Annotated in this window: 22 protein-coding genes; 14 read left to right on the top strand and 8 right to left on the bottom strand. The window is 36.5% G+C overall.

The features are described 5' to 3' along the window. Positions 1–107 precede the first annotated feature (107 nt). The 7 genes from LIV57_RS05645 (at position 108) to LIV57_RS05615 (ending at position 8,319) form a co-directional block, all read left to right on the top strand. Positions 108–611 (top strand): GbsR/MarR family transcriptional regulator, encoded by a 504-nt coding sequence (locus tag LIV57_RS05645; protein ID WP_227941802.1) that lies wholly within the window; start codon positions 108–110, stop codon positions 609–611. A gap of 426 nt (positions 612–1,037) precedes the next feature. Beyond that, positions 1,038–1,439, top strand: coding sequence for a hypothetical protein (locus LIV57_RS05640; protein WP_227941801.1), 402 nt, complete (start codon positions 1,038–1,040; stop codon positions 1,437–1,439). A gap of 146 nt (positions 1,440–1,585) precedes the next feature. Further along, positions 1,586–2,062 (top strand): SRPBCC family protein, encoded by a 477-nt coding sequence (locus LIV57_RS05635; protein ID WP_227941800.1) that lies wholly within the window; start codon positions 1,586–1,588, stop codon positions 2,060–2,062. A gap of 17 nt (positions 2,063–2,079) precedes the next feature. Further along, positions 2,080–2,784 carry a YqjF family protein gene (locus tag LIV57_RS05630; protein WP_227941799.1) on the top strand — a complete coding sequence of 235 codons (705 nt, stop codon included), beginning with the start codon at positions 2,080–2,082 and terminating at the stop codon, positions 2,782–2,784. A gap of 221 nt (positions 2,785–3,005) precedes the next feature. Next, positions 3,006–3,905 carry a TIGR01777 family oxidoreductase gene (locus LIV57_RS05625; RefSeq protein ID WP_227941798.1) on the top strand — a complete coding sequence of 300 codons (900 nt, stop codon included), beginning with the start codon at positions 3,006–3,008 and terminating at the stop codon, positions 3,903–3,905. 49 nt (positions 3,906–3,954) lie between these two features. Further along, positions 3,955–5,397, top strand: coding sequence for an alpha-L-fucosidase (locus tag LIV57_RS05620; RefSeq protein WP_227941797.1), 1,443 nt, complete (start codon positions 3,955–3,957; stop codon positions 5,395–5,397). Between the two features lie 258 nt (positions 5,398–5,655). Then, positions 5,656–8,319: a beta-glucosidase gene (locus tag LIV57_RS05615; protein ID WP_227941796.1), complete on the top strand. Its 2,664-nt coding sequence runs from the start codon at positions 5,656–5,658 to the stop codon at positions 8,317–8,319. A 54-nt stretch (positions 8,320–8,373) separates the two neighbouring features. Here LIV57_RS05615 and LIV57_RS05610 read toward each other — a convergent pair whose 3' ends face one another. After that, positions 8,374–9,261, bottom strand: a complete 888-nt coding sequence (locus tag LIV57_RS05610; protein WP_202839281.1) for a hypothetical protein — start codon at positions 9,259–9,261, stop codon at positions 8,374–8,376. Positions 9,262–9,542: 281 nt separating this feature from the next. Here LIV57_RS05610 and LIV57_RS05605 point away from each other — a divergent pair, with 281 nt between their 5' ends. After that, positions 9,543–9,806, top strand: a complete 264-nt coding sequence (locus LIV57_RS05605; RefSeq protein WP_227941795.1) for a hypothetical protein — start codon at positions 9,543–9,545, stop codon at positions 9,804–9,806. Between the two features lie 227 nt (positions 9,807–10,033). After that, positions 10,034–11,422, top strand: coding sequence for a dihydrolipoyl dehydrogenase (gene lpdA / locus LIV57_RS05600; RefSeq protein WP_202839283.1), 1,389 nt, complete (start codon positions 10,034–10,036; stop codon positions 11,420–11,422). Between the two features lie 150 nt (positions 11,423–11,572). On the opposite strand, the gene chrA is transcribed toward lpdA, so the two are convergent. Further along, the gene (gene chrA / locus LIV57_RS05595; protein WP_227941794.1) at positions 11,573–12,697 is read right to left on the bottom strand and encodes a chromate efflux transporter; all 1,125 of its coding nucleotides are present in this window, start codon (positions 12,695–12,697) and stop codon (positions 11,573–11,575) included. 279 nt (positions 12,698–12,976) lie between these two features. On the opposite strand from chrA, the gene LIV57_RS05590 reads away from it, so the two are divergent. Further along, positions 12,977–13,777 (top strand): patatin-like phospholipase family protein, encoded by an 801-nt coding sequence (locus LIV57_RS05590; RefSeq protein WP_227941793.1) that lies wholly within the window; start codon positions 12,977–12,979, stop codon positions 13,775–13,777. 116 nt (positions 13,778–13,893) lie between these two features. Here the strand turns inward: LIV57_RS05590 and LIV57_RS05585 are convergent, their stop codons facing one another. Then, on the bottom strand, positions 13,894–14,331 hold the full coding sequence (locus LIV57_RS05585; protein ID WP_110010462.1) for a hypothetical protein: 438 nt from the start codon (positions 14,329–14,331) through the stop codon (positions 13,894–13,896). Positions 14,332–14,772: 441 nt separating this feature from the next. On the opposite strand from LIV57_RS05585, the gene LIV57_RS05580 reads away from it, so the two are divergent. Continuing rightward, the gene (locus LIV57_RS05580) at positions 14,773–16,710 is read left to right on the top strand and encodes an SPFH domain-containing protein (RefSeq protein ID WP_227941792.1); all 1,938 of its coding nucleotides are present in this window, start codon (positions 14,773–14,775) and stop codon (positions 16,708–16,710) included. Positions 16,711–16,902: 192 nt separating this feature from the next. After that, a complete protein-coding gene (locus tag LIV57_RS05575; RefSeq protein ID WP_227941791.1) occupies positions 16,903–17,193 on the top strand; it encodes a hypothetical protein in 291 nt (96 codons plus the stop codon). Between the two features lie 38 nt (positions 17,194–17,231). On the opposite strand, the gene LIV57_RS05570 is transcribed toward LIV57_RS05575, so the two are convergent. The 3 genes from LIV57_RS05570 to LIV57_RS05560 form a co-directional block, all read right to left on the bottom strand. Next, positions 17,232–17,927 (bottom strand): ABC transporter ATP-binding protein, encoded by a 696-nt coding sequence (locus tag LIV57_RS05570; protein ID WP_227941790.1) that lies wholly within the window; start codon positions 17,925–17,927, stop codon positions 17,232–17,234. A gap of 80 nt (positions 17,928–18,007) precedes the next feature. Beyond that, on the bottom strand, positions 18,008–18,568 hold the full coding sequence (locus LIV57_RS05565; RefSeq protein WP_227941789.1) for a hypothetical protein: 561 nt from the start codon (positions 18,566–18,568) through the stop codon (positions 18,008–18,010). A 345-nt stretch (positions 18,569–18,913) separates the two neighbouring features. Next, entirely contained in the window at positions 18,914–19,951 is a 1,038-nt protein-coding gene (locus LIV57_RS05560) for a serine hydrolase domain-containing protein (RefSeq protein WP_227941788.1), read from the bottom strand. A 257-nt stretch (positions 19,952–20,208) separates the two neighbouring features. Here LIV57_RS05560 and LIV57_RS05555 point away from each other — a divergent pair, with 257 nt between their 5' ends. Next, positions 20,209–20,730 (top strand): DUF305 domain-containing protein, encoded by a 522-nt coding sequence (locus LIV57_RS05555; protein WP_227941787.1) that lies wholly within the window; start codon positions 20,209–20,211, stop codon positions 20,728–20,730. Positions 20,731–20,803: 73 nt separating this feature from the next. Next, positions 20,804–21,316, top strand: a complete 513-nt coding sequence (locus LIV57_RS05550; protein ID WP_227941786.1) for a hypothetical protein — start codon at positions 20,804–20,806, stop codon at positions 21,314–21,316. Positions 21,317–21,642: 326 nt separating this feature from the next. Here LIV57_RS05550 and LIV57_RS05545 read toward each other — a convergent pair whose 3' ends face one another. Next, positions 21,643–23,106 (bottom strand): RagB/SusD family nutrient uptake outer membrane protein, encoded by a 1,464-nt coding sequence (locus tag LIV57_RS05545; RefSeq protein ID WP_227941785.1) that lies wholly within the window; start codon positions 23,104–23,106, stop codon positions 21,643–21,645. 10 nt (positions 23,107–23,116) lie between these two features. Beyond that, a complete protein-coding gene (locus LIV57_RS05540; RefSeq protein WP_227941784.1) occupies positions 23,117–26,071 on the bottom strand; it encodes a SusC/RagA family TonB-linked outer membrane protein in 2,955 nt (984 codons plus the stop codon). Between the last annotated feature and the right edge of the window lie 479 nt (positions 26,072–26,550).

Raw genomic sequence — 26,550 nt, 5'->3', positions numbered from 1 at the left:
TCATTAAAAATCTTTTTAAAAGAAATAATCTTAAATTAATTTTCAAAAATTATTGAAAATTCAAAAAATATAATTACATTTGTTACAGAAATTTAAAAGAAGAAAACATGCAACTTTCAGAAGCCAAAGAAAAATACATTCAGACCTGGGGAACCTTTGCTACCAATTGGGGAATCAATCGTACGATGGCACAGGTGCATGCATTGCTTCTGTCGAGCGGAAAACCTCTTTCTACAGATGAAGTCATGGAACAGCTGGAGATTTCAAGAGGGAATGCCAATATGAATCTACGTGCTCTGATAGACTGGGGCATCGTGAAAAAAGAATTTGTAAAAGGCGACCGTAAAGAATATTTCGTAGCAGAAAAAGATGTCTGGTATCTGTTCAAACAAATTACCAAAGAAAGAAGAAAAAGAGAGATTGAACCTGTGATTTCCTTTCTTGAAGAGTTAAAAAATATTGAGGATAAAGATTCGGAAGAAGCGCAGGAATTTATCAAGCTGATGAATGATTTCAGTTCTGTCACTGGAAAAATCAATAACATCATGGATCTGGCGACAAAAAGTGATGACCACTGGCTGGTAGGGAAGATTACCAATCTGTTGAAATAAAAATAAAGAGGGTGAAAATCCTTTTTTATTTCAATATAATTTTCAAAAATTACTGAAAATATAAAATTTATAAAATGTTTAATATTGTTTCATATGTGATTTTCCTTTGCATCAGTTCATATATAACAATTGATGTAGGAAGAAGATGCTACCACGAAGGAAAAGTCTACCTTATATATTTGCTTCATGATGATGGACTTTGTCTTACCATTAACAGGATACTTCTTGGATGTTATTATCTGTTGAATTTAGGGTATATTGCAATAAGTCTTACAACCTGGAGCACAATAAACAATCTTGAAAATATGATAACTGTTACAGCAGCAAGAATTGGAAGTATCATTTTAATTCTTTGTGCATTACACTATTTGAACATTCTCTTGCTTTACTTTCTGAGAAATAAATTAACATTAAAATAATACTATTATGGCAACTACAATTTTAACTGAAACGTATAATTTTTCCGCGTATATGATCTATTTACCGATCGTAATTACCCTAACCGTATTGGTATCCCAGTTTTTATTTAAAAATTCAAAGACATTCATGATTGATATTTTCCATCAGGAAAAAGAAATTGCCATGGCAACCAACTCTCTTTTTAAAATAGGTTTTTACCTTTTAAATATTGGTTTTGCTCTTTGTATCATTGAATTTTTCCAAATTGAATCCATCGAAAGGCTGGTAGTAGCAGTGAGTAAAAAAATTGGTGGATTTTCAATTTATTTAGGCATAATGATGCTTTTAAATCTATTATTATTCCTGAAAGGACGTAAACATGCATTGAGAAAAGAAAATAATCAGACTACTGATTTTGAAAGAAACTAGTTTTTTACTTGAATCTAATTTTCAAAAATTACTGAAAATATAAAATTAATAATAATTATGAAAAATTTAATCATTCACTTATTCCTGATTATTTATTTCAGACAAAAAGGATCACTTTAAACTATAAAATTTAAAACCTTAAAAAAATGTCAACTATCTATTTAAACACAGTCATTAAAGCAGATATTCACTATGTTTTTGATCTGGCAAGAAATATCGATCTGCATCAGCAATCCGCTTCTAAGTCTCATGAAAAAGCTATTGCAGGACGTACCTCTGGATTGATCGAAGAAAATGAAACGGTAACCTGGCGGGCAAAGCATCTGGGAGTTTATCAAAATCTCACCACGAAAATTATTAACATGGAAAAACCGTTTCAGTTTATTGATGTCATGCAGAAAGGAGCCTTCAAATCCATGCGCCACCGACATATTTTTAAATCCGTACATGGAAATACCCTGATGACAGATATTTTCGAATTTGAATCTCCGCTGGGTATTTTAGGGAAATTATTTAACTCAATTTTTCTTAAAGGATATCTAAGGAAATTTTTACTCAGAAGAAATGAAATGATCAAAACCATTGCAGAATCTTCTGTCCGTGACGGAATTGCGATTTTTTAACCAAAAAAAACATCGTTATGAACTTTTTAAAAGCAGAATGGCGAAAGCTGGCCATCATCAATTACGAAATCAATCCTGAAGTTTTGCTGCCCTATCTTCCAAAAGGAACAGAACTCGATTTTTATAAAGGCAAATGCTATGTAAGCCTGGTGGGATTTATGTTTTTAAATACCAGACTATTAGGACTCCCTATTCCCTTTCACCGGAATTTTGAAGAAGTGAATTTAAGATTTTATGTAAAGAAAAAAGAAAACGGAATCTGGAAAAGAGGTGTCGTATTTATCAAGGAAATTGTTCCCAGGCCTGCATTAAGTCTGGTCGCCAATGCTGTTTATAAAGAAAATTACCATACCATGCCTATGAAAAATCAGATAGAAAAAGTAGAGGATGAACTCCTGATCCGTTATTCATGGAAAGATAAAAACTGGCATTCTATTCAGATTACGGCCGAAAATGCTGCGAAACCAATGGAAGAGAACTCAGAATTTGAATTTATCACAGAACACTATTTTGGCTTTACAAAAAAGGAAAATACAACCTCTGAATACGAAGTATGTCATCCGAAATGGGAATTCTACAGCGTAAAAGAATATGAACTGGAGATAGATTTTCAAAAAATATACGGCAATGATTATGCATGCCTGAATCATCAGAAACCTCTATCGGTAATGCTTGCCGAAGGCTCAGAAATTGAGGTCAAAACCAAGAAATACATCACCTGAAAAATGAAGAGATTAAAACATCTTGTTTATTCATAAACATCTGTGAAAATCTGTGTCATCTGTTGGAAAAAAACACTTTCCAATAATAGTTGCGACAAATTATTTTAAACACAAATATCACCAATAAGCACAAGGAAAATACAATATAATCATTTGTGAAAATCTGCGAAATCTGTGGAAAAACCTTAAACATTGAACTCAAAACTTTAAACTTCAAAACAATGAAAATCATCATAGCCGGAGGCACCGGATTTCTCGGTGAAAACTTAGAAAAATACTTTACAGAAAAAGGACATCATGTTTATATTTTTACCCGCAATCCTCAACGTAAAAACGAAATCTATTGGGATGCCCAAACGGTAGGTGAATGGAAAGACAGCCTTGAAAAAGCAGATGTTTTGATCAATCTTACAGGAAAATCTGTAGACTGCCGTTATCATGAGAAAAATAAACAGGAGATCTATTCTTCAAGAATCAACAGTACAAGAATATTACAGAAAGCAGTAGATGAATGTACTGAGAAACCAAAAATATGGCTGAATGCAAGTTCTGCTACCATTTACGTTCATTCCGAAAACCACCTCAATACAGAAGAAAACGGAATTATCGGAGACGATTTTTCTATGAATATCTGCAAAAGCTGGGAGAAAGAATTTTTTGCAGTTAAAAATGAAGAAATACGAAAAGTTGCCCTTCGTACTTCTATTGTCCTTGGAAATAATGGCGGTGCTTTCCCAAAACTTAAAATGATTACAAAACTAGGTTTAGGTGGAAAACAGGGAAGAGGCAATCAAATGGTAAGCTGGCTTCATATTGAAGATTTCTGTAAAGCAGTGGAATGGATTATTCGGCATGACACTATCTCAGGTGCATTGAATATAACCGCTCCGGATCCTCTTTCCAATCAAAGTATGATGAAAAAACTGAGAAATAAAATGAAAATACCTTTCGGACTAAACGCCCCGGTCTGGCAGCTGGAAATTGCTTCTATATTCCTGAAAACAGAAACAGAACTGCTTTTAAAAAGCAGAAATGTATATCCTGAAAAGCTCACAGAAAGCGGATTTCGTTTTTCATATCCCACATTTGATGATGCCATTCATAATTTGTTGGAATCCTAATGTTTGCGGGTTTCCGTTAGGATAATTAAATTAGCGGAAAACTATCCTTATGCTGGTTATATCCAAAATAAAACCCTTTTTTCTTTCATCCTTTTTAATAAGTTCAATTGCTTTTTCACAAGCTCATAATGTATCAGAAGGTTATCAGAAGCCTACAGACCCATTGGTTGTCCAGAATCTGGAGCAGTGGCAGGATATGAAATTCGGACTGTTTATGCATTGGGGAACCTACAGCCAGTGGGGGATTGTTGAAAGCTGGAGCTTATGCCCGGAAGATGAATCGTGGACACAGAGAAAACCTGAACACGGGAAGTCATATTACGAATATCTGAAAAATTATGAAAATCTTCAGACGACTTTTAATCCAACCCAGTTCAATCCTCAGAAATGGGCAGACGCGGCGAAGAAGGCAGGAATGAAATATGTGGTTTTTACCACCAAACATCACGATGGTTTCGCCATGTTTGATACCCAACAATCAGATTATAAAATTACATCTCCCAAGACCCCTTTTTCAAAAAATCCAAAATCCGATGTGACAAAGGAAATTTTTAATACTTTCCGAAAAGAAGGTTTTAAAATAGGAGCTTATTTCTCAAAACCTGACTGGCATTCCGATGATTACTGGTGGTCTTACTTGCCGCCCAAAGACAGAAATGTCAATTATGATCCGAAGAAATATCCGGAAAGATGGGACAATTTTAAAAAATACACTTTCAATCAGCTGAACGAAATTACTTCTCATTATGGAAAAGTAGATATTCTTTGGTTAGATGGAGGCTGGGTACGTCCCTTTCATACGATAGACCCCAAAGTAGAATGGCAGCGCACCATCAAAGTAGAGCAGGACATTGATATGGACAAAATAGGCACGATGGCTAGAAAAAATCAGCCGGGAATCATCATTGTGGACCGCACTGTTCCCGGAAAGTGGGAGAACTATGTCACTCCTGAGCAGGCTGTTCCGGAACATACGCTTTCCATTCCCTGGGAAAGCTGCATCACTATGGGAGATTCCTTTTCTTACGTTCCCAATGACAACTATAAAACCTCTCAAAAGATCATTGAAACATTGGTTAAAATCATTTCAAGAGGAGGAAATTACCTTATGAATATTGCGCCCGGACCTAACGGAGATTATGATCCGATAGTTTATGAAAGGTTACAGCAAATTTCAGGTTGGATGGATAAAAATCAGTCCGCTGTTTTTGCAACCAGAAGCATTGCGCCTTATCATGACGGAAATTTTTATTATACCCAAAGCAAAGATGGGAAAACAGTAAATATTTTTCACTTGGATGAAAAAACAAATTATGAGTCTCCATCAACATTAATTTTTACCATTCCGGAAAATTTTAAACCAAAATCTTTGAAAATTTTAGGGTTGCCAGACAAAATTCAATGGAAAAAATCAGGGAATTCAATTGAAATTAATTTACCGAAAGAAAGAACTCAGTTAAAATATTCAACTGTCATTCAAATACTGCAATAGTTGAATTTGTGACTCATTTTTATATTAAAGTGACATAGGAAATCGGAGCGTTAAGAGAATAAAGTCTGTGAACGTTAAGAAAATTCTGCTGTTTGAGCGCGAGATAACTGTTGAAGAGAAAAACTAACATCAAATTCGCGCGAGTTTTAGAATTTTTAGAGAACAGATTTTATTTTTAGCGGAGAGTTCCAGGTCTTGAACTTTTGGTTCTTTTGCTTCAAGGTAAAAGAACAAATTTTAAACTAAATTATTCTTTAGATGTGTTTTAAACTTCAATTTGAAATTTTAGGAGTTTTCTTGTTGAGCTCAGTATTTATCTCTGCTCAAAAACCTTTATATAAAGATTCAAAACAACCCGTTGAAGCCAGAGTTAAGGATCTGTTGAAAAGAATGACACCAGAAGAGAAATTCTGGCAGTGTTTCATGATTCCCGGAGATCTGGATAACGTTCCGAAAGGACAGTATTCCCACGGAATTTTCGGATTGCAGGTAAGCGCAGGAAGTCAGGGAGGTGGAGAAGCAGGACAACTGCTGAAATACAATGCCAGTGAAAATGCAGAGATACTTGTGAAAAAGATCAATGCCATTCAGAAATATTTCGTGGAAGAATCAAGACTGGGAATTCCCATGATTCCTTTTGATGAAGCTTTACACGGATTGGTTCGGGAAGGTGCTACGGCTTTTCCGCAGGCTATTGGTCTGGCTGCTACTTTTAATCCGGAATTAATGACAAGGGTTTCAACAGCGATTGCAAAAGAATCAAAACTGAGAGGAATCCGCCAGATTCTGACACCTGTAGTAAATCTTGCCAATGACGTCAGATGGGGAAGAACAGAGGAAACCTATGGTGAAGATCCATTTTTGACATCCGTAATGGGCGTAAGTTTTGTCACTTCCTTTGAAAAGATGGGGATTATTACCACTCCCAAACACTTTTTGGCCAATGTAGGAGAAGGAGGAAGAGATTCATACCCGATTCACTGGAGCAAAAGGTATCTGGAGGAAACCCATTTGATTCCTTTTAACAATGCTTTTACAAAAGGAAAAAGCCGTTCTGTGATGACTTCTTATAATTTGCTTGATGGAAGACCGTCAACAGCCAATCATTGGTTATTAAACGAAAAATTAAAAAAAGACTGGAATTTCAATGGCTTTGTCATCAGTGATGCCAGTGCGGTTGGAGGTGCCAATGTCCTGCATTTTACAGCAAAAGACTATGATGATGCTTCTGCACAGGCCATCAATGCAGGACTTGACGTGATTTTTCAAACCGCATATAAACATTATCAGCTCTTTATACCTCCGTTCCTGGATGGAAGGATTTCAAAAGAAAGAATTGACGATGCTGTATCAAGAGTATTGAGAGCCAAATTTGAGCTTGGATTATTTGAAAACCCTTATGTTTCTGCTAAGGAAATTGAAGAATTAAAAAAACTCAATCACAAAACTTTGGCAGAAAAAGCAGCAGCACAGTCTTTTGTTTTGCTTCAGAACAATAACCAAACCCTTCCTGTTCCCGCGAATGTTAAAAAGATTCTGTTGGTAGGAACAGATGCTGTGGATGCAAGATTAGGAGGTTACTCAGGGCCCGGAAACAAAAAAGTAAATATCCTGGATGGTCTTAAAAACTATGTGAACAATACAGAGACTGAAATTATGTATTCAAAAGGAATTGACTGGAATGTAAAAGACTTCACTACAATTTCAAATGAATATCTGTCCTCTGAAAACAAAAAAGGATTAACAGGATTCTATTTTGCCAATACTGATTTAAAAGGTAATCCGGCTTTTGGAAGGCAGGATGAAAACCTCAGTTTCAAATGGACTTTATATTCTCCTGATCCGGAAAAATTGCAGTCTGACAATTATAGTATCCGATGGACCGGAAAACTGGAAGCTCCCAATTCCGGAAAATATAAAATAGGTTTGCGTGGGAATGATGGCTTCAGATTATACCTGGATGGAAAATTAGTGATTGATCAATGGGAAAAGCTGAGCTATTCCACCAAAACAGTTGATGTAGATTTTGTAAAAGGGAGAAAATATGATATTAAGATCGAATTCCATGAAAATCGTGGGGAAGCCAATCTGGAATTGATCTGGAACTACGGTTTATATGATTATCCGAAAGATTTTAAAGAAGCTTTGGACCTTGCCCAAAAAGCAGACTATATTCTTATTACGGCAGGAATTCATGAAGGCGAATTTCAGGACCGCTCATCACTGGGTCTACCCGGAAATCAGGAAGCATTTATTCACGAAATTTCAAAATTAAATAAACCCACTGCCGTTGTTTTAGTAGGAGGGTCTGCCATAAAAACAACATCCTGGAAAGATAAAGTAGGAGCGATCCTGGATATTTGGTATCCGGGAGAAGAAGGGGGAAATGCGGTGGCAAAAACACTTTTCGGAGCTGAAAATCCATCCGGAAAACTGCCTGTCACTTTTCCTGTTCAGGAAGGTCAGTTACCTTTAACCTATAATCATCACCCGACAGGAAGAGGAAATGATTACCATGACCTGAGCGGAGAACCTTTATATCCTTTTGGTTTCGGATTAAGCTATACTACTTTTGAAATTTCTGACCTTCAGTTGAACAAGACTCAGTATTCTGAAAATGAAACCATTGTTGCTGAAGTCAATGTAAAAAATACAGGATCAAAAGCCGGAAGTGAAGTCGTTCAGCTGTATGTGAAAGACCTGCTGGCTTCCGTTTCAAGACCGGTTATCGAACTGAAAGGATTTCAGAAAGTAGAACTAAAGCCTGGAGAATCAAAATCTGTCACTATAGAAGTTCCGGTAAAACAATTACAGTTTTTAAATGAAAAAATGGAATGGGTGGTAGAAAAAGGAACGTACAGAATTATGATCGGTAATTCATCGAAGAACCTTCCTTTAAAACAAAATATTGAAGTTTTATGACCATAAAAAAGAGCAGAAATTTCTGCTCTTTTTTGTATCTATTATTGAGATTGTCTAGTATTTTCTGGCCAGTAAAACGTTCAGTAAGAATGTTCCTGCCCAGTTACTGTTATTGGTTGTTACACCATTCGTACCGATAAAGTCTACACGGGCAACAGATACGGTAAGCCTGGTTTTACCGCCAGTACCGTTATTGGCCAGACTTACAAAAGATGCTGTAAACACATCCGGGAAACTTGAGTTGTTTCCTGCGGTAAGAATAGGATACATATTGGTAACATTGAAAGGAGTACCCTGATATTCATACACGAGGGTCATTCTGCTGGCATTGGAGTAGGAAGCAGTCTGGGCTCTGTCCACAGATGTTTTGCTCACAATCCACCACCTGTCTGTTGCAGCACCTGAATCATAGCCTGCATTAGCATGATTGGTCCAGTCAGCAAGGGCTGCTGTTCCAAGGGCATGAGGAGGAATGAAAAGCTGTGTACCATAAATTTCTACATTGCTTGGTTTTGGAAGAACTGTAAAAGATAAATCCCATGTTCCTCCGGAAGTATTACTGTTGTTTACTACTTCGGCATATGCTCCAGTAGGGATTACAAAAGAAGCAACAGGAGTATTGTCTATTCTTAAAGTATTTCCACTGGAAGCCTGTAATGTAATAGCATTGGGAGAAATGTTCTTAATCTTATAAATTCTTCCTGTAAAACTGGTTGTCCCGGTTCCGATCACAGGAAGGGTAAAGGTGGCATCTGCAGTTCCGTTATAGGTAATATAATGATCAGTAGCCAGAATATTATACGTTGTAGCAGTAATCTGAGTATAGCCAGCCCTTAAAGAACCGTTTACAGCAAGTGTACTGTTAGGTGTTGTTGTATTAATGCCTACTTGTGCAGTTAAGGGAATAGCAGCCAATAAAAGGATCGAAATGTATTTTCTCATATTGCATAATTTAATTAACACAAAAATATAAAAAAACATATGAAAATTATTTGATAATGAATATTTTAAATGTTTTTTAAATAAACCATTAAGATTTTAATATCAATAAATGTTCGGCATTTCTCAATGTACATTATTTTAAGCGGAATTATCTCCTGGAGATACATACTATGCTTTCTTTAAAAAATCTTGGTATGATATATGTAAGATTTATCATGAACCGGAATGAATTTCATTAAATGATATTGGTTTAATTGAAAACATTCAAAAATATGAACATTATGAAAAAGTTATTAATTTCAACAGTATTGTTATTAGGTTTATCCATGAATGTTGCTGCACAGAAACATCCGCCAGTACCTCCACATCCTTCAAAAAATGAGTTGGTCAATATTAAAATGCAAGAGCTTACCAAAAAATACAATACTGAAAAAAAACTGATCCTTAATCACCCGCTTGCGACCAAAAAGATGAAGAGAGATCAGATGAAAGCTTTAAATGAAAGATATGCAGCTGAAAAACGATTGCTTAGACAGGCAAGATAATACAGTATTTTTGCAGTTGTTAAAATGGTAAAACCAGTTTTTTATCCGTAAAGTTTTGAAAAATATTCAACGTAAGGAAAGTTTATTGAAAGAGAATGCATCGTGTATTCTCTTTCTTTGTTGAAAATTGAATGAAAACAGCTTTATTGGCGCATTTTAAGATCAGTTTGAAGAAACATAAAACATCCAATATTTTTCCTTAAATTCGCATAAAAATTTTTAAAGTAATGAATTACGATATTATTGTCATTGGAAGTGGTCCTGGTGGATATGTTACTGCGATCAGAGCAGCGCAATTAGGTTTCAAAACCGCAATTATCGAGAAAGAAAATTTAGGAGGAATCTGCCTTAACTGGGGATGTATTCCAACTAAAGCTTTATTGAAATCTGCTCAGGTTTTTCATTATATCAACCATGCTGAAGATTATGGTTTGAATAAAGTGGAGGCAAGCTTTGAATTCCCGAATGTAATTCAGAGAAGCCGTGGTGTTGCCAGCAAAATGAGCAAAGGAATCGAATTCTTGATGAAAAAGAATAAGATTGACGTAATTCTTGGTACTGCAAAAGTACAGAAAGGTAAAAAAGTTTCTGTTACAGATAAAGAAGGTAAAGTAACTGAATATACAGGAACTCATATCATTATCGCTACAGGAGCCCGTTCAAGAGAATTACCAAACTTACCACAGGATGGTAAAAAAGTAATCGGATACAGACAGGCATTATCTCTTCCTGAGCAGCCGAAATCTATGATCGTTGTAGGTTCCGGAGCTATCGGGGTAGAATTTGCTGATTTCTATAACACAATGGGAACTAAAGTAACCATTGTTGAATTTATGCCAAACATCGTACCGGTAGAGGATGAAGAAATCTCTAAACACTTGGAGAAATCTCTGAAGAAGACAGGAATCGAAATCATGACAAACGCTTCTGTAGAAAGTGTTGATACAAGTGGTGAAGGTGTAAAAGCTACTGTGAAAACAGCTAACGGAAACATCACCCTTGAAGCTGATATCTTATTATCTGCTGTAGGTATTGCTGCTAATATCGAGAACATCGGATTAGAAGAAGTAGGAATCCAGACAGATAAAGGAAGAGTATTGGTAAACGAGTGGTATGAAACTTCAGTACCTGGTTACTATGCGATCGGAGATATTATCCCAACTCAGGCATTGGCTCACGTAGCTTCTGCAGAAGGAATTACTTGTGTGGAAAAAATCAAAGGAATGCATGTTGAGAAAATCGACTATGGTAATATCCCTGGATGTACTTACTGCCACCCTGAAGTAGCTTCTGTAGGTCTTACTGAAAAGCAGGCTAAAGAAAAAGGATACGAAATCAAAGTTGGTAAATTCCCTCTTTCTGCAAGTGGTAAAGCTACTGCCAACGGAAACACAGACGGATTTATCAAAGTGATTTTCGATGCTAAATACGGAGAGTGGTTAGGATGCCATATGATCGGTGATGGAGTAACAGATATGGTTGCTGAAGCTGTTGTAGCCAGAAAACTAGAGACTACAGGTCACGAGATCATCAAGTCTATCCACCCGCATCCAACAGTTTCTGAAGCGATTATGGAAGCTGCTGCTGCTGCTTATGGTGAGGTAATTCACATTTAATATAGTATTGGCTGTCATCGATTGACATCAATTAAATAATAAGGAGACCGGAGAAACAATAGTTTTTCCGGTTTTTTAGTAATTATAATTATCCCTGCGCATGTATTGAGGTGGTCTTTTTATGGAAAATGTTTACTGTTTATACCATATTCACGTTAGAAAATATAATAAATAACCCAGTAATGCTCCTCCAATGACAACAAAAGCACTGTTTAGTTTTTTAAATCCGAATACAACAGCTATACTTATACAGGCGATAAGAGTTGTTTTCCAGTCGGTAATGCTGTCAATTCCCATAGTGATGCATACAGACAGAATGAGAGCTACAGAAGCCACATTTACACCGTTAAGAAAAGAAGAAAATATTGCAGAATTTCTCATTTTATTTATGAAAGGACCGGACAAAGCAACAAATATAAAAGAAGGAAGGAATATGGCTAAAGTAGATACCAAAGCCCCCGAAAGTCCATTGATCTGATATCCGATAAATGTCACCGAAGAAAACACAGGCCCCGGAGTAAACTGGCCTACGGCGATAGCATCTATAAGTTCCTGACGGGTAATAATCCCTCTTGAAACAAGCTCTGTATCCAGAAAGGCGAATAAAACATATCCACTGCCGTATAATATGGCTCCGATTTTCAGAAAGATCCAGAATAATTTTAAATTAAGCAGAGAAGAAGCATCGGATAGTAAAAACTGAAGTGGACTAATAAAAATAAAATTGTTCAGTTTTTTATTTCTTTGATACTCTATTATCAATATTAAAAGTCCGGCTCCGAACATTAATACTATCTCATTGATTTTTAAAAAAGAGCATACGAGAACAATTCCTCCCACAGCCGCTAATGGGAAAGTTTTTACTGATTTTTTTGCCAGTGGGAATACAGCACCTATTATAATCGCTATAATGGCAGGCTTTATTCCATAAATAAAAGGAGATACTTCGGGAAGCCGGCCATATTCTTTGTATAGCCATGCAAAAATACCGGTAATAATAACCGCAGGAAATATAAAACAAAGCCCGGCAACTATAAGTCCTTTCCAGCCTGCTCTTTCACGTCCTATATGGATTGCCATTTCAGTACTGTTAGGACCGGGAATAAGATTGGTAGCTCCAATAAGATCCAGAAATTCCTGATCTGTCAGCCACTTTTTTTCAGCTACCACTTCTTTTTGCATCATTGCAATATGGGCTGCCGGGCCTCCAAATCCAATGATTCCCAGCTTCAGAAATAATTTGGCAAGGTCTTTTAAGTCATTATTATTGTTCACTTTAAACGATGGGTTTTAAAAGGACCATTTATTAAAAATTGATTTGATAAAAGTAAAAAACTATAGGATATATTTTAATATCTGCATGATCATTTTTACATTAATTTTGAAAAATATGGGCTTTAATAGCAGATTGTAAAGGTCAGGCCACTTAAGGATTTAAAGCTGTTTGATTGGATTTTAATGTGATTACAGTGATTTTTCTTAAAATAATTTTAAAATTAGCATATTTATAAAAATTAACTTAATTATTTCAGACTGTTTTCTTACATTTATTCAATGAATTTTGAGAGAGTAGGACTTGTTTTATCAGGAGGCGGTACCAAAGGAATCGCTCATGCAGGAGTATTAAAATTCTTACAGGAAAAAGGTATTGAGATAGATATTCTTTCCTGCTGCAGCGCAGGATCTATTGTAGGATGTCTTCATGCTGTCGGAAAAACTCCGGAAGAAATCCTGGAATTCTTCAATTCTGTCTATTTTTTCAATTGGAAACACTTTACGTTCAATCAGCCGGGACTGGTTTCTTCAGTGATCTTCAGAAACTACCTGAAACCTATTTTCCACGAAATGAAATTAGGTGATCTTGATATTGAAGTGAAAATCGTAGCTACAGAGTTGGTTGCAGGTACCCAGAAAATTTTTGATAAAGATTTTGAAATTGTTGATGCCATTATTGCCTCTTGCTCCATTCCGGGAATCACAACTCCTTACATCATTGGAGATGAAATGTATTGTGACGGAGGAGTATTGAATAACTTTCCGGCAGATATCATCAGAGACGATTGCAATAAGCTGATCGGTGTATTTGTATCGCCGCCCAACGAAGCAAAGATCAAAGATCTGAACTCTATTAAAGCAATCGTTTCCCGCTCTTACGATCTTCTTTCCTACAGGATAGAAAAAGTAAAATTTGATTACTGTGACTGGTTCATTTCTTCCCAGAAACTGTCATCTTACGGGACTTTTGAACGGCGAAAAGACAGATTGGAAGAGATTTTCAATATCGGTTACAAAGCAGCAAAAGATAGCTATGAAGAAAGCACTTTTTTTACGGAATTAAGACAATCCGGAACATAAAAAAATCCTGTATCAATCATACAGGATTCTTTTTTATAAAAGCGGACAACGGTTTTGAGTTCTTAAAGAGAAGTTATAGAATGACGATAACAACTTCCAGCTTCTCACTTCCATCTTTAATTCTTCACTACATAGCCATCCTGGCGAACAATTTCACGATCATTAGCATCATTTACAACCAGGGTGTAAGGTGCTTTTTTGGGAGAATCTGTAAGGTAATTTCTCCAGATCTGATAGCTGTGTCCTTCATTGCTGAATTCGATATAATAATTTCCTCCTGTACCGTCAGGAATCAGTTCACCATCGCTGATGATCATACTTGGCTTAGCGGTGATCTTTGCATTGGCATTCCAGGACTGGTAAAGGTATTTTCCATTCGGTTGTTTGTCGATTCTGATCTTGAACTTTTTGGTTTTAATAATAACAGTCTTCGGTACCTGCTGAAGGGCAGAAGAAGTTATAAAACCGTCTGTTTTCGGAGCGGGAACTTCTTTAGCCTGGACAAAAGAAAACTGAGCTAAACAGAAAGTCCCTAATAAAATATGCTTTATCATATTGAGTGGTTATTGGTTAACATTTCAGACTCTATCAAATATAGAGCCATTTTTCATTAAAGAGAGGGCTTATCGTTCTGAAAAAGAAGTTCTTAGACTTTTATATACGAATTCTTTAAAATAATGATATTGATTTTCAGTTGATTACTGTTTTATTTGCGAAATAGTATCAAATTCTGAAACAACTGAATACTTTTCTTATGTACATTTGTACCATCAAAGGATCTCGTTCCTTTATTATCAAAATGAAACTAATTAACTTTAAGTTTTTTCTATTAAAAGTATCAGAAATCATCTTCACGATTTTTAATACATCTCCTCCTGTAATTTCTTAATTTTTTCGAAAGAATTATCACATAATTCGTACTCTGTTTTTTCGTATTCTGAAGAATCAGAGCGCAATCCCTGTTTTAAAATTTAACTAAAAAACAAAAACAAACTATGGAATTAAATTTTCATGGCTGGATGATTCCGGCCGTAATGGCGCTTTTGTGCGTACTTTTTTACAAATTCATTTTAAGAATTTTCTTTGGATTGATCATTGTTCCTCAGGACAAAATCGGTTTGGTGACCAAAAAATTTGTGTTGGTAGGAAAACAGGAACTTCCGGAAGGTAGAATTATTGCCACCAACGGAGAAGCAGGTTTTCAGGCTCAGACATTGGCTCCGGGAGTATATTTTGGAAAATGGATATGGCAGTATTCTATCGATTTTCAACCATTTACAGTGATTCCGACAGGTAAAATAGGTTTATTGCTTGCAAAAGATGGTATAGAACTGGAAACAGGAAGGATTTTAGCCAGAAAAGTAGAATGTGATTCTTTTCAGGATGCTGAAGCCTTTTTAAAAAATGGAGGAAGAAAAGGCCGTCAGACTGCGATTATTGCACCAGGATCTTACAGAATCAATACGTTATTATTTGAAATAGAATTAACGGATATGACTCAAATTCCCGACAATGCGGTGGGAATTATCACAACAATGGAAGGAAGTCCTTTGGAAGAAGGCCAGATTGCGGGTAAAATTATCAATGATCATAATAAGTTCCAGGATGTTGATACTTTTTTAAATAACGGAGGATATAAAGGGCTTCAGGAACAGGTAATCCTGGCAGGTTCCTATTTTCTGAATCCTTGGTTTACAAAAGTTGAAATGGTAAAAATGACGGAGATTCCGATCGGCCATGTGGGCGTAATCATCAGCTATGTAGGAGAAGAAGGTAAAGATTTGAGTGGAGTCGATTTTAAACATGGAAATATTGTTGAAAAAGGTCATAAAGGGGTTTGGGCAGAACCTATTGGCCCCGGAAAATATCCTATTAATCCTTATATTATGAAGGTTGAACTTGTTCCTACCACCAACTTGGTATTGAACTGGGCCTATGAAAGAAGTGAATCTCACCAGTTGGATAAAAATCTTTCAACAATTACTGTAAGAAGTAAAGATGGCTTCCCTTTCAATCTTGATGTATCCCAGATCATTCATATTCCTACCTATGAAGCCCCTAAAGTAATTGCGCGTTTTGGAAATATGATTAATCTTGTCAGTCAGGTTTTAGAGCCAACCATTGGAAATTATTTCAGAAACTCGGCACAGGACAGTGATGTGATTGCATTTTTAGGGACCCGCAAAGAAAGACAACAGTCTGCAAAGGACCACATCAGCAGTGTTTTGGAACAGTATAATGTCAACGCTGTCGATACTTTGATAGGAGCTATTGTTCCACCGGAAAGTTTAATGAAGACGTTAACAGACAGAAAACTGGCTGAAGAACAGAAAATTACTTACGAAACTGAAATGCTGGCACAGGAAACCCGTCAGGCGCTGGAAAAAGAAACGGCTGTTGCGGATATGCAGAAAGAAATTGTAAAAGCAGATCAGGGCGTTGTGATTGCAGAAAGAATAGCGGATGCATCAGTGAAAAAAGCAACCGGAGATGCGAATTCCGTAAGACTACAAGCGAATGCAGAAGGAGACCGATTGAGGCTGCTGGCAACCGGGGAAGCTGAGAAGACAAGACTGCTGGCAAAAGCTGAAGCAGAAAAAATAGAACTGCTGGCAAAAGCAAGCGCAGAACAGATTTCATTAACGGGTAATGCAGAAGCAGAAAAAATTCTGGCTATCGGTAAATCTAATGCAGAATCTTACAAACTGTCTGTGGAAGCAATGGGTGGCAACAATTTTACCCAATTAAAAATCATGGAAAACATAGCCAGCCAGAATGTAAGAATAATGCCTGAAGTATTAATCGGAGGAAGCGGAGATTCTGCGAATGGAGGAATCAGTGGACTTTTGGGACTTCAGCTGTTGGAACAGGTTCAGAAGAAAAATGGGGAGACTGTTTTTACTACTGAAGAAAAGACAGATAACAACTCTTAACTTAATTGACAAATAACTTAAACTTAACTCAAATTTTGAATTTTTAAAATGATTTATATCGTTCAGCTCATTATAGCACTACTGATTATTAGTTTTTTTGTTTTCTCTATTATTGAAATCTATTGTGAAATTGTGAAAAAAAGTTCCTGGGCCTTTTTGGGTATGCTTCTTAGTTTGATTTTATTTTTTTTAATGATCACAGTACGCAATCATTTGGTTAAAAATGAACTTGTAGAAAATATAAAAACTTCAAAAATAGAACAGAAAAATTCATTTTTTTCAAAAAGAGAATTGTCGGATATTCATCTTGTAAGCGAGAAAATGAGAGTTGTTGATAAAGATATTTATATTGTGCTTATGCCTCAAAAAGATACGCTTTACATGAATCAGGATTTTAATAACAAGAATAAATTCTGGGTCCACTATAAAAAGTATGAGATTTTAAAATTTACAGCACCTGTAGGATATATCATTAAAAACTAAAAAATCGCCCGAAAAACTTTCGGGCGATTTCATATTCTTTATGCGGTATAACTTGCAAAAGCATCTTCCAGGCTTTCAAATTTACCTTTGAATTCATCAATAGGGCAGTCCTGAAGAATATTTCCTTTATGGATAAGAATAACTCTTGAACACAGTGCTTCCACTTCCTGCATGATGTGGGTAGATAGTAAAACAGTCTTTTGCTGTCCGATCTGTTTCACCACATTACGGATTTCAATAATCTGATTGGGATCCAGACCATTGGTAGGTTCATCCAGAATCAGCAGATCCGGCTGATGAATAATAGCTTGTGCCAATCCTACACGTTGCTTGTATCCCTTAGACAACTGTCCGATTTTTTTTGATTTTTCCGGAGTAATTCCTACGAGTTCAATCACTTCATCTACTCTGGATTCGGAAATTTTGTGGATATTGGCCACAAACTGAAGATATTCTTTCACATACATCTCCAGATAAAGCGGATTATTCTCTGGAAGAAAACCGATTTTCTTTTTGCTTTCAATCTCATGGTCTGAGATATTCATCCCATTGAAAATAATTTCACCCTGATCAATTTTCAGCGCACCGACAATAGATTTCATCAGCGTAGATTTTCCGGCACCGTTCGGACCAAGAAGACCGATGATTTCATTTTTATCAATAGAAATGTTGATGTTGTCAAGAGCAGTCTGTTCACCAAATTTTTTGGTTAAATTGATTATCTGAAGCGGCATAAATTGTAATGTCTTTCTGCAAAAATAAAATAAAAAAACTCATCCGATAGAATGAGTTTCGCAATATTTATAAAATATAATTATTTTCTTGATTTTTTCTTGGCTCCGCCAGATGCCGGAGCTGCTGTAGAAGCAGTATTGGTGGCTCCTTTTACTGCCGAAGGGTTTATGCTGGAAGGTTTGTCATACATGGCATACTTTCCGTTCGTTCTTCCAAAAATTTTCTCCACCTGTTTTTGGGTTAAAAACTGTGATTTTCCAATGTATTTCCGGTTCTTGTTGATCACCTGAATAAACTGCATGGTCTGCTGCCCGTAGTTCTTTTCATAATGAAGCTCTATGATATCATTAGGCAGTTCCAATATAACATTTTCTTCTGGAGTGGAAATAAAACCATCCATAATCAGTTTATAGAGCCCGGCAACATCTCCATTAAGGTTCTGGAATGAAAAAGACCGGATTGTATTCAGGTTGCTGGTGTTCAGATCCTGGTAGTTAACTGTAAATTTATCTTCCTTTTTATAGAGACCAACGGAATTATCTTTACCAATTTCCACCAAACTTTCATTTTTCAACACTTTGATCTGTGAGAAAACTGAAATACCGAACATACATGTAATAAGTAGAATTATTTTTCTCATGGAATGAATTTTAATGTTTTATAACTTGGTGCACATAAATTTACTCATAAAAAAGCTAAAAAGCAATTTTAATTCGTTAAAGCAAAAGTAACATTTTTTTTTAATACTTATAAGAGATCATCTGCTGATGTTATGGGCTCCATTGTTTATGTAAAGAGTTGTGATTCATATGGTTTTAATCTCTTTTGTGACAGTGCTGTTATTTTTGTATATGCCAGGTTTATAATTCAAATCTGGTGTAAGGTGTTGAGAAACAGAGTGAAATTTACTCAGGTGTTATGAAATTAAAAATTTATTAAAAATAAATGTTAAAAATGAGGTTTTGTGAATAATCAATAAAAAATATCAATGAGAAGCTATAGCTGTAAGAATCACATTCTTTATTGCAGCCTCTTTGAAACTCCAGTATTCGCTGTTTTCAGGCATCTGATTCTCAAGAATAATGAGGGTAGTATCAGTGGAAGGAAAATAAGTGTTAAGGCAGGTGAAACCATCACCAAGACCCGTGACTGCAAAATAATCCAGTCCTGCCTCTTTGATAAATCTTATATTATACCCGAATCCCATACTTTCTTTTCCGAACACATTATGCTGGGAAGTGGTAGAAGGTGTCAGCATAAGCTTTTGAAATGCAGGAGAGAGAAGTTTCCCTTTAAATAAAGCCTGATCCCATTTTGCAAGATCCTGCACCGTAGAAATGACGCCTGCAGCAGGAGCAATATCATCATTCAGAAAGGACTCATTTACTTTTACAAACTGATTGTTTTCATTCATATAACCTGCAACCAGAGATTGATTATTCTTTGTATTGTAAACAAAAGTCTGATCCATTTTCAACCTTTTAAAAAGAGAACCGGCAAGTTCAGTAAAGCTTTTTCCTGTTGTATTTTTAAGGATTTCCCCCAGCATGATATAAGAAAGGTTGCCATATTTGAACTGGGTACCGGCTTTGAAAGCTGCAGGTTTCTCAAGATTGCTAATCCCGTGGGTATGGTTCAGAAGATGGTGTACGGTAACTGTGTCGGCCCAGGTTTGGGTAAGAGAAGGAAGGTATTTTCTGATAGGAGTATGAAGATTCAGTTTTCCCTGTTCGGCAGCCTGTAAAACCAATACTGCGGTAACCTGCTTAGAATTGGACATGATTTCAAACTGATCTCCTGTTTTCAAAAGAATTTTCTTATCAAAATCTTTGTAGCCATTGGATTTCAGATAGTGTACTTTTCCTTTCTGAGCCACCAAAACGACGCCATTGAAAGCTATCGGGCTGGGAGACGTTATAATACTGTCGATTTTATGAGTGTAAGCGTCTTGTTTCTGAGCTGCTGCGGCAACAGATAACAACGTAGAAAATATACCTGTGAAAAATAATTGTGTTTTGGTCATTACTTATTTTTTTGCTAAAAATTGAGATATAAGAAAATTCTTATTGAATCTTTTGTAAATGGTTGTTTTAAAGATTTGAGCTTCCAAATATATCTTTTTCCTCAGATTGTACAAGTAAATATTTTTGTCAATTAATATGAGTGAAAACATAAATCAGTAAGATAAAAGTCTGTATTTTTAAATTTGGTTTGAATTTATATGAGTAGTAATACTCAAAAATGCTGATGATACCCAATAATCAATTAAATTTCTTTTTTATGGAAAATAGAGAGCATAAGCATGGAGCATCTTCTTCCATGGAAGTTGAAAAGCATTCAAAACGTTCTTCCTCTACTATGTACGGACAATTTGTATTGATGGCTGTGGTGATGTTTTGTGCGATGTATATCATTATGTATGCGATGATAGACAGCCTGAAGAATCTTATTTCGAATATTAATAATCTATATATGGCATTGTTGATGACTTCAGCGATGCTTCTCATTGAACTGTGGGTGATGCGAAAGATGTATACCAACAAAGCAATAAATTGGACTATAGTAATCATTGCCGTAACATCAGGTATTTTTTCCTGGTTCGGAATCAGAGAACAGATGAATGTTGATGACAGACAGTTTGTCAAAAGTATGATTCCTCATCATGCAGCAGCTATTTTAATGTCTCAAAAGGCACATCTTACCGATCCGCAGCTGATTACCCTGCAGAAGAATATTCTTAAAACCCAATCCGAAGAAATCAAGCTGATGAAGCACAAACTCAGAGAATTTGAAAAAAGGTAGGGCAGGAATCTGAAATAACACGAATATAGATATACTGTTATTTTAATCAGAATATTTTAATAATTTAGTTTCCATGAAAATTAAAACTATTAGCCTTTCTATCATTTTTTTCACTATTATTTCCTGTAAAAAGGATAAAGAATATCCTAAATATGTTGAATTGGAATCGGGAAATGGAAGCTATTCACTTTTTATAAAAGATGGAAATTTTGAATTTTTAAAAACAGAATTTGTAAGCTATGATCACATGGTAACAGCTCCTTTTTCAGAAGGTAAATATAAGATATCAGGTGATGAACTGATTTTGAATAGTGATAAAGGAAAAAAATATATTTTCAAAATAGGGAATGATTCAGAACTGATCCCTGCAAAAATGGATTCCCTGAAAGATCTGAAAGGATTGTATCCTGTTCAGATTCTTCATAACAATAAAATGCCGAAAGAAATGGGACGCCTGGATTCTTTAGGAAGAAAAAATGCATTGTGGCTTTATTTTAATGAAAAAGGAAAGGTGATTAACCAGAGATTGTATAAAAATGGAGAACTGGTAAAAGATCATTACAAGTCGGATATTGTTATAAAATAAAGAATCAGCAAGAGACTTGGAAATAAACAGTATTCAATTTTATCGCAGATAAAATCCTTGCGCCTTATAGCAGCCTTTTTAATAGGATTTTGCGTCTTTGCGTTTTCCAATTATACCTTTCTTATTTGTGTGTTTTTGAAAACGAAAAACGCAAAGTTTTTTTAATTCCATAAATAATTTTAAGGTGAAAGAAGATCAAAGATTTTTAGCAAGTGAAAGTCAAAAAATATCAGCACCTTACCTTAGTCAATAAAAAAGGCACCACTTACAAGTAAATGGCGCCTCGTTACTGAATATATTTGAATGTAAAATTGTTTTTGGTTTATCTACTCATTCTGCTTGATTTGTGGGTTATTATTAATCTCTTTATTAGGAATCTGGAATCTGAATTTATCAGGAGTCAGGTTGAATCTTCCAAAAGTATGATTCGTTCCTGTGTATACCCTTTCTAAAGGGGTGTTTAATCTTTTCATATCAAACCAGGCGTAGCCTTCACCCCAAAGTTCTATTCTCTTTTGCAGGACAATTTCATTAATCAGCTCGCTGCCTGATTTCGTAGATAATGTGTAGGCCTGATCTCTTTTTGAGGTAATGTCAAATAATACCTGTCTGGCTTCTGTTTCTCTTCCCTGTCTGGCCAGAGCCTCTGCCTGGATATAATACAGTGAGGAAGCTCTGATGTAAATATAATCTCCTTCAAAAAGCGTAGGATCTTTAAACTTCCAGCTTACGTAAGGCGGATAATTTTTCGTTTTCCCGTTAAAAGTATAGGCTGCATTCTGACTTCCATTGAACACTTTCTTACGGTAATCCGTTGCCGGAATGGCATCATAAAGACGCTTGTCAATCAGCTTACGGATCTGTGCGGCTCCGGCATACCCTTCATTCGTATTATCAAACATGGAGAAGAAAGAAGCATAATAATTTCCGATGCTCATTGTGGAGATCGTATTATGAAAACCCCATATTACCTCAGGATTATTGATGTTGGAAAAACCGGTGTTGGTATAATCTTCTTCGGTCATAAGGGCAATTCCCTGTTTGCTTTCCTGAGCATATTGGGCAGCCTTGATATAATCCCGTGTTTCAAGAAATACTTCGGATGCAATAGCTTTAGCAGTTCTTTGGTCAATCTGGGCTCTGGAAGGTCGGGCATACGTATCCAGAAGCGTAATAGATTCTTCAATATCTTTTTTGATTTGTGAATAGACCTCAGCAACCGTTGATCTGGGAAGCCCCTGGCTTGGATTAGCTGCAGTAAGCACCATGGGAAGTCCCGGTTCAGACTGATGTCCGTTATAATCATGGGCATAAAAACGAACCAGATAAAAGTAGGAATAAGCTCTTAAAGCAAGAAGCTGCCCTGCAATCGCTCTGTTTTTTGCATTGGCATTCTTATCCAGTCCATCAAGTAATTTGTTGATCACAAATATTCTTGCATAAAAAGTGGTCCATACAATTTCAGAAGCAATATTACTGGCATTGGTGGCTTCATAATTGTAAAACATTCCCAGATGCTGGTTGGTAGACTGAATGACATCATTGGACATCAGATCGGAACCCGCTTTGATTCCCATGATTCCGAAATCCGAGTGAACGGTAGTACCGCCCGCACCATTGCTTCTAAGATCAAGATAGATGCCACCCAGGATTTTTTCCGGACTGTTGGCATCATTGTTCAACTGTTCACCGGAAATATCTCCTTCCGGCAGCGTATTGAGGTCATTAGCACAGCTGGTAGCCAAAAAACTTATAGCTGCAGCTGTTATAAAGTATTGTATTGTGTTCATTCCTGTTCTTTTAAAAATTAAGTTTAAAGCCTAAAGAGACACTGGATAAAAGAGAATAGCGGTAAGCATCTGAAACTCCTGTCAGTGAAGCTCTTGGATCATATCCTTTTCTCTTAGACCATAGATACAAATTGTTTCCTGTTACATAAATTTTCAGCCCTGATAAGCCTGCCTGCTGTGCGAAACCATCAGGAAGCTGATAGGAGAGGGTTACATCCTGAAGACTGATATAATCCGACTTGATCAGATAAAGCGTTGAATTTCCGTTCTGGTTTGTAGCGGTAAGATCTACTCTTGGTAAGGCAGCCGTTGGGTTTTCGGGAGTCCAGGTTTTATCCAGATCTGTTGAATAGTTGGAACCATAGCTGTCAGAATGGAATAAGCTTCTGTAAATATCATCATATCCATAGCCTCCGAACTGGTAAGCAAAATTCACTGCCAGATTAAATCTTTTAAAGCTGAAATCTGTTCCGAATCCTCCATATACCTTTGGAATAGCAGACTTTCCGGTGTTATAGTCGGTGGCTTCCTTATAATTACTGGTCACCGTTCTTTCTTCCTGATGAGTGGTTGGATTGATGGTTGTACGATACCATAAAGCATCGCCATTCTCAGGATTTACTCCTGCAAATTCTTTCAGGAAATAGGTATAGCGGTCACCGCCTTCTGTCAGAATAAATAAGCCAGAAACAAGCCCTGTATTTCTCTGCTCAGCCGGTAATCTGGTAATCTTGTTTTTGTAATGAGTAGCATTGGCATAAAAACTCCATTGAAATTCATCACCGCGAAGAATATCGACACTTACATTAGCCTGAACTCCTCTGTTGGTCATATCTCCGATATTTCCGTATTTCACATATGAACCCGCATTGGATGGAGGAAGAGGAAGAGCGTAGATCATATCCGAAACTTTCCTTTCAAAATAATCAGCATTCAGGTTGATTCGGTTTTTCAAAATTGAAATTTCAAAACCGGCATTCAGGTTTTTGGAGGTTTCCCATTTTAAATCCTTGTTTCCTTGTTTTTTAAGCGACAGAACAGGTTTGTCGTCCCCGAAGTTGTTGATTCCGTAGATATCCTGATAAGCATAATAATCTCTGCTGGAACCGCCTAAAAGAATGTTGTCATTTCCCTGCTGCCCATAAGAAGCTTTTAATTTTAAAGCATTGATAATACGATTGCCTTTAAGAAAATTTTCTTTTGCGATATTCCATGCAAGTCCTAATCCATAGAAATTTCCCCATCTGCTTTCCGGAGAAAATACAGAGGAACCGTCTCTACGGATATTGGCATTGAAGAAATATTTCCCGTCATAATTATACAATAACCTTGTGAAATACCCTTCTACGGCATATTCATAACCGCTTCCGGATAAGTCGGTAATTTTTACGGCATTGTCAAATGACTGAGAGTCGGGTAGTAAAAGCTGCTGTTTTGATCCTGAGAATCCATCATCTTTGATCTTATTCAGCTCATGTCCTGCAAGGAGATTGAAGCTGTGATTTCCCAGCTTTTTCTGGTAAGTAAGCAATTGCTGATGGTTCAGGGTATATTTAAAATTAGAACCTTGAGAAATTGTTCCTCCCACAGAAGATGAAGTTCCTCCTTCTGTATTTCCGAACTGCAGGTTTCTGGTATTTTCGAGATAAGCTCCGAAATTATAAGTGAAATCAAGTCCTTTGATGATTTCATAATTTAAACCCAGGTTCAGGTTGGTAATGTTACTGACAGTCTGTGATTTATCTTTCTGAAGGTTTCCTACAGGATTTTCAAACACCGCATAAGATCTTGTGGCACCGTTAGGCCCCTGGCCATCTCCGTAGTCATACAGTGCATTTCCATAACTATCATAAAGCCTCTGGTAATTGTTATCTCTCAGGAAAACAGGATAGAAAGGAGCAATATTTCTGGCAAACTGGAAAGGGTTGGAAAAACCTCCGGTCTCCCCGAAATCCTGCTTACTGTAAGTATAAGATAAAGCACTGGTCAGCTTCAGTTTGGAAGTGATAGAGTAGTCTACATTAGACCTGATTCCGAATCTTTCAAAACCTGAAGAAATTAAATACCCCTTGTCATCAAGATAGTTAAGGGAAGTGTAAGATTTTATCTGATCCCCGTTAGCGTTGATCCCAACCGTGGCTTCTCTTCGCAAAGCAGGTCTGAAAAGCAGTTTCTTCCAATCGTCCTGGTAGAGCAGCTTTGCGTCGGGATTGAAAGAACCGTCCTTTGAAATCAGTTGATTAAAAGGAACGTTATATACATTATATCCCAGCTTGGTAAGCGCAGCAAGTCCCACATCATGAGGAGAAGGACCTGAAGGAACCGCTCCCGGTTGTTTCAGTCTTGCAATTTCACCAATTCTCGCTCTGTTATAATAAGCGGTGTAATAATCCTGAGGCGAAGTAAATACAGAATAATCCTCAATAGACCTGAAGTTAACCCCTGTTTTTACATCAGCTTCAACGCTCACTCCTTTACTTTTTCCTCTTTTGGTGTTCACAATAATAACACCATTGGCTCCTCTGGAACCATACAAAGCATTCGAAGAAGCGTCTTCCAGAAAAGATATACTTTCAATATCCGATGCGGCAATACTGTTCAGGTTTCCACTGTACGGAATACCATCCAATACAATTAACGGGTCGCTGGAGGCGTTGATAGAGCCTATTCCTCTCATTCTGATGGTCGGCTGGGAGCCTGGCTGTCCTGAGGAAATCACCTGCACTCCCGCTACTTTTCCTCCAATTCCCTGAAGAATATTTCCGTTTTGAAGATTTGAAAGATCTTTAGCCTTCAGCGACTGTACAGAACCTGTAATTTCTTCTTTTTTCTGCTTCCCGAAAGCTACCACCACCACTTCTTTGATGGAAGTTTCTTTGGAAAGACTGTCTTTGCTCTGTGCAAAACCATATTCCGCGAACAGGAGTAAGGCCAATACACCAAGCTTGCATTGTTTCTTTTTCATTATATTAATCTAGGTTTAAAACTGAATTGTGTATTACTGCTGATCTCCCGGTAAAAAATGTGACTTTCCGCCTCCTTTTTCAGGGAGGTTATAAAACGAATAGTAAAATTACAGGAGAGGTACCCGGATGAAAGAAGCCTTGAACTCTTTGGCTTTAATTCCTACAGTAATGAATGTATCTCTTAAAAATTTAGCACATCATCATCATGCACATCATATCAAAGCACATGTCTTGAGAAATGCAGTTGTGCTGTGAAAGGACAGACATTCCACAACAATTTTGCTGTGCAGAAGCTGCCGTCGTAATGGTGCATAGGTAAGAATTAAAGGTATTCTTATTCATGAGAATAAAGTTTATGATTTTTTTAACTGGGTCAAAATTATCTAATAAATGACGAACCCAGATAAAACGAGAGCATGAGATAAATCATATTAGTCTACTAAATTAGTCTTGTCTCTTTTACACTTTTGAGGGTGCC

Source organism: Chryseobacterium sp. X308, assembly GCF_020733145.1.
In the GTDB taxonomy this organism is placed as follows: Bacteria; Bacteroidota; Bacteroidia; order Flavobacteriales; family Weeksellaceae; genus Chryseobacterium; species Chryseobacterium cupriresistens.
Note: the sequence above shows the minus strand (reverse complement) of the source record. Positions and strands in the feature narration are given on the sequence as shown.

Coding starts and splice junctions, on each gene's coding strand:
- LIV57_RS05645 (WP_227941802.1), top strand. CDS start 108: ATGCAACTTTCAGAAGCCAAAGAAAAATACATTCAGACCTGGGGAACC.
- LIV57_RS05540 (WP_227941784.1), bottom strand. CDS start 26,071: ATGAAAAAGAAACAATGCAAGCTTGGTGTATTGGCCTTACTCCTGTTC.
- LIV57_RS05565 (WP_227941789.1), bottom strand. CDS start 18,568: ATGAGAAAAATAATTCTACTTATTACATGTATGTTCGGTATTTCAGTT.
- LIV57_RS05615 (WP_227941796.1), top strand. CDS start 5,656: ATGTGTTTTAAACTTCAATTTGAAATTTTAGGAGTTTTCTTGTTGAGC.
- LIV57_RS05585 (WP_110010462.1), bottom strand. CDS start 14,331: ATGATAAAGCATATTTTATTAGGGACTTTCTGTTTAGCTCAGTTTTCT.
- LIV57_RS05635 (WP_227941800.1), top strand. CDS start 1,586: ATGTCAACTATCTATTTAAACACAGTCATTAAAGCAGATATTCACTAT.
- lpdA (WP_202839283.1), top strand. CDS start 10,034: ATGAATTACGATATTATTGTCATTGGAAGTGGTCCTGGTGGATATGTT.
- LIV57_RS05605 (WP_227941795.1), top strand. CDS start 9,543: ATGAAAAAGTTATTAATTTCAACAGTATTGTTATTAGGTTTATCCATG.
- LIV57_RS05560 (WP_227941788.1), bottom strand. CDS start 19,951: ATGACCAAAACACAATTATTTTTCACAGGTATATTTTCTACGTTGTTA.
- LIV57_RS05610 (WP_202839281.1), bottom strand. CDS start 9,261: ATGAGAAAATACATTTCGATCCTTTTATTGGCTGCTATTCCCTTAACT.
- LIV57_RS05570 (WP_227941790.1), bottom strand. CDS start 17,927: ATGCCGCTTCAGATAATCAATTTAACCAAAAAATTTGGTGAACAGACT.
- LIV57_RS05630 (WP_227941799.1), top strand. CDS start 2,080: ATGAACTTTTTAAAAGCAGAATGGCGAAAGCTGGCCATCATCAATTAC.
- LIV57_RS05580 (WP_227941792.1), top strand. CDS start 14,773: ATGGAATTAAATTTTCATGGCTGGATGATTCCGGCCGTAATGGCGCTT.
- LIV57_RS05555 (WP_227941787.1), top strand. CDS start 20,209: ATGGAAAATAGAGAGCATAAGCATGGAGCATCTTCTTCCATGGAAGTT.
- LIV57_RS05625 (WP_227941798.1), top strand. CDS start 3,006: ATGAAAATCATCATAGCCGGAGGCACCGGATTTCTCGGTGAAAACTTA.
- LIV57_RS05550 (WP_227941786.1), top strand. CDS start 20,804: ATGAAAATTAAAACTATTAGCCTTTCTATCATTTTTTTCACTATTATT.
- LIV57_RS05590 (WP_227941793.1), top strand. CDS start 12,977: ATGAATTTTGAGAGAGTAGGACTTGTTTTATCAGGAGGCGGTACCAAA.
- LIV57_RS05620 (WP_227941797.1), top strand. CDS start 3,955: ATGCTGGTTATATCCAAAATAAAACCCTTTTTTCTTTCATCCTTTTTA.
- LIV57_RS05545 (WP_227941785.1), bottom strand. CDS start 23,106: ATGAACACAATACAATACTTTATAACAGCTGCAGCTATAAGTTTTTTG.
- LIV57_RS05575 (WP_227941791.1), top strand. CDS start 16,903: ATGATCACAGTACGCAATCATTTGGTTAAAAATGAACTTGTAGAAAAT.
- LIV57_RS05640 (WP_227941801.1), top strand. CDS start 1,038: ATGGCAACTACAATTTTAACTGAAACGTATAATTTTTCCGCGTATATG.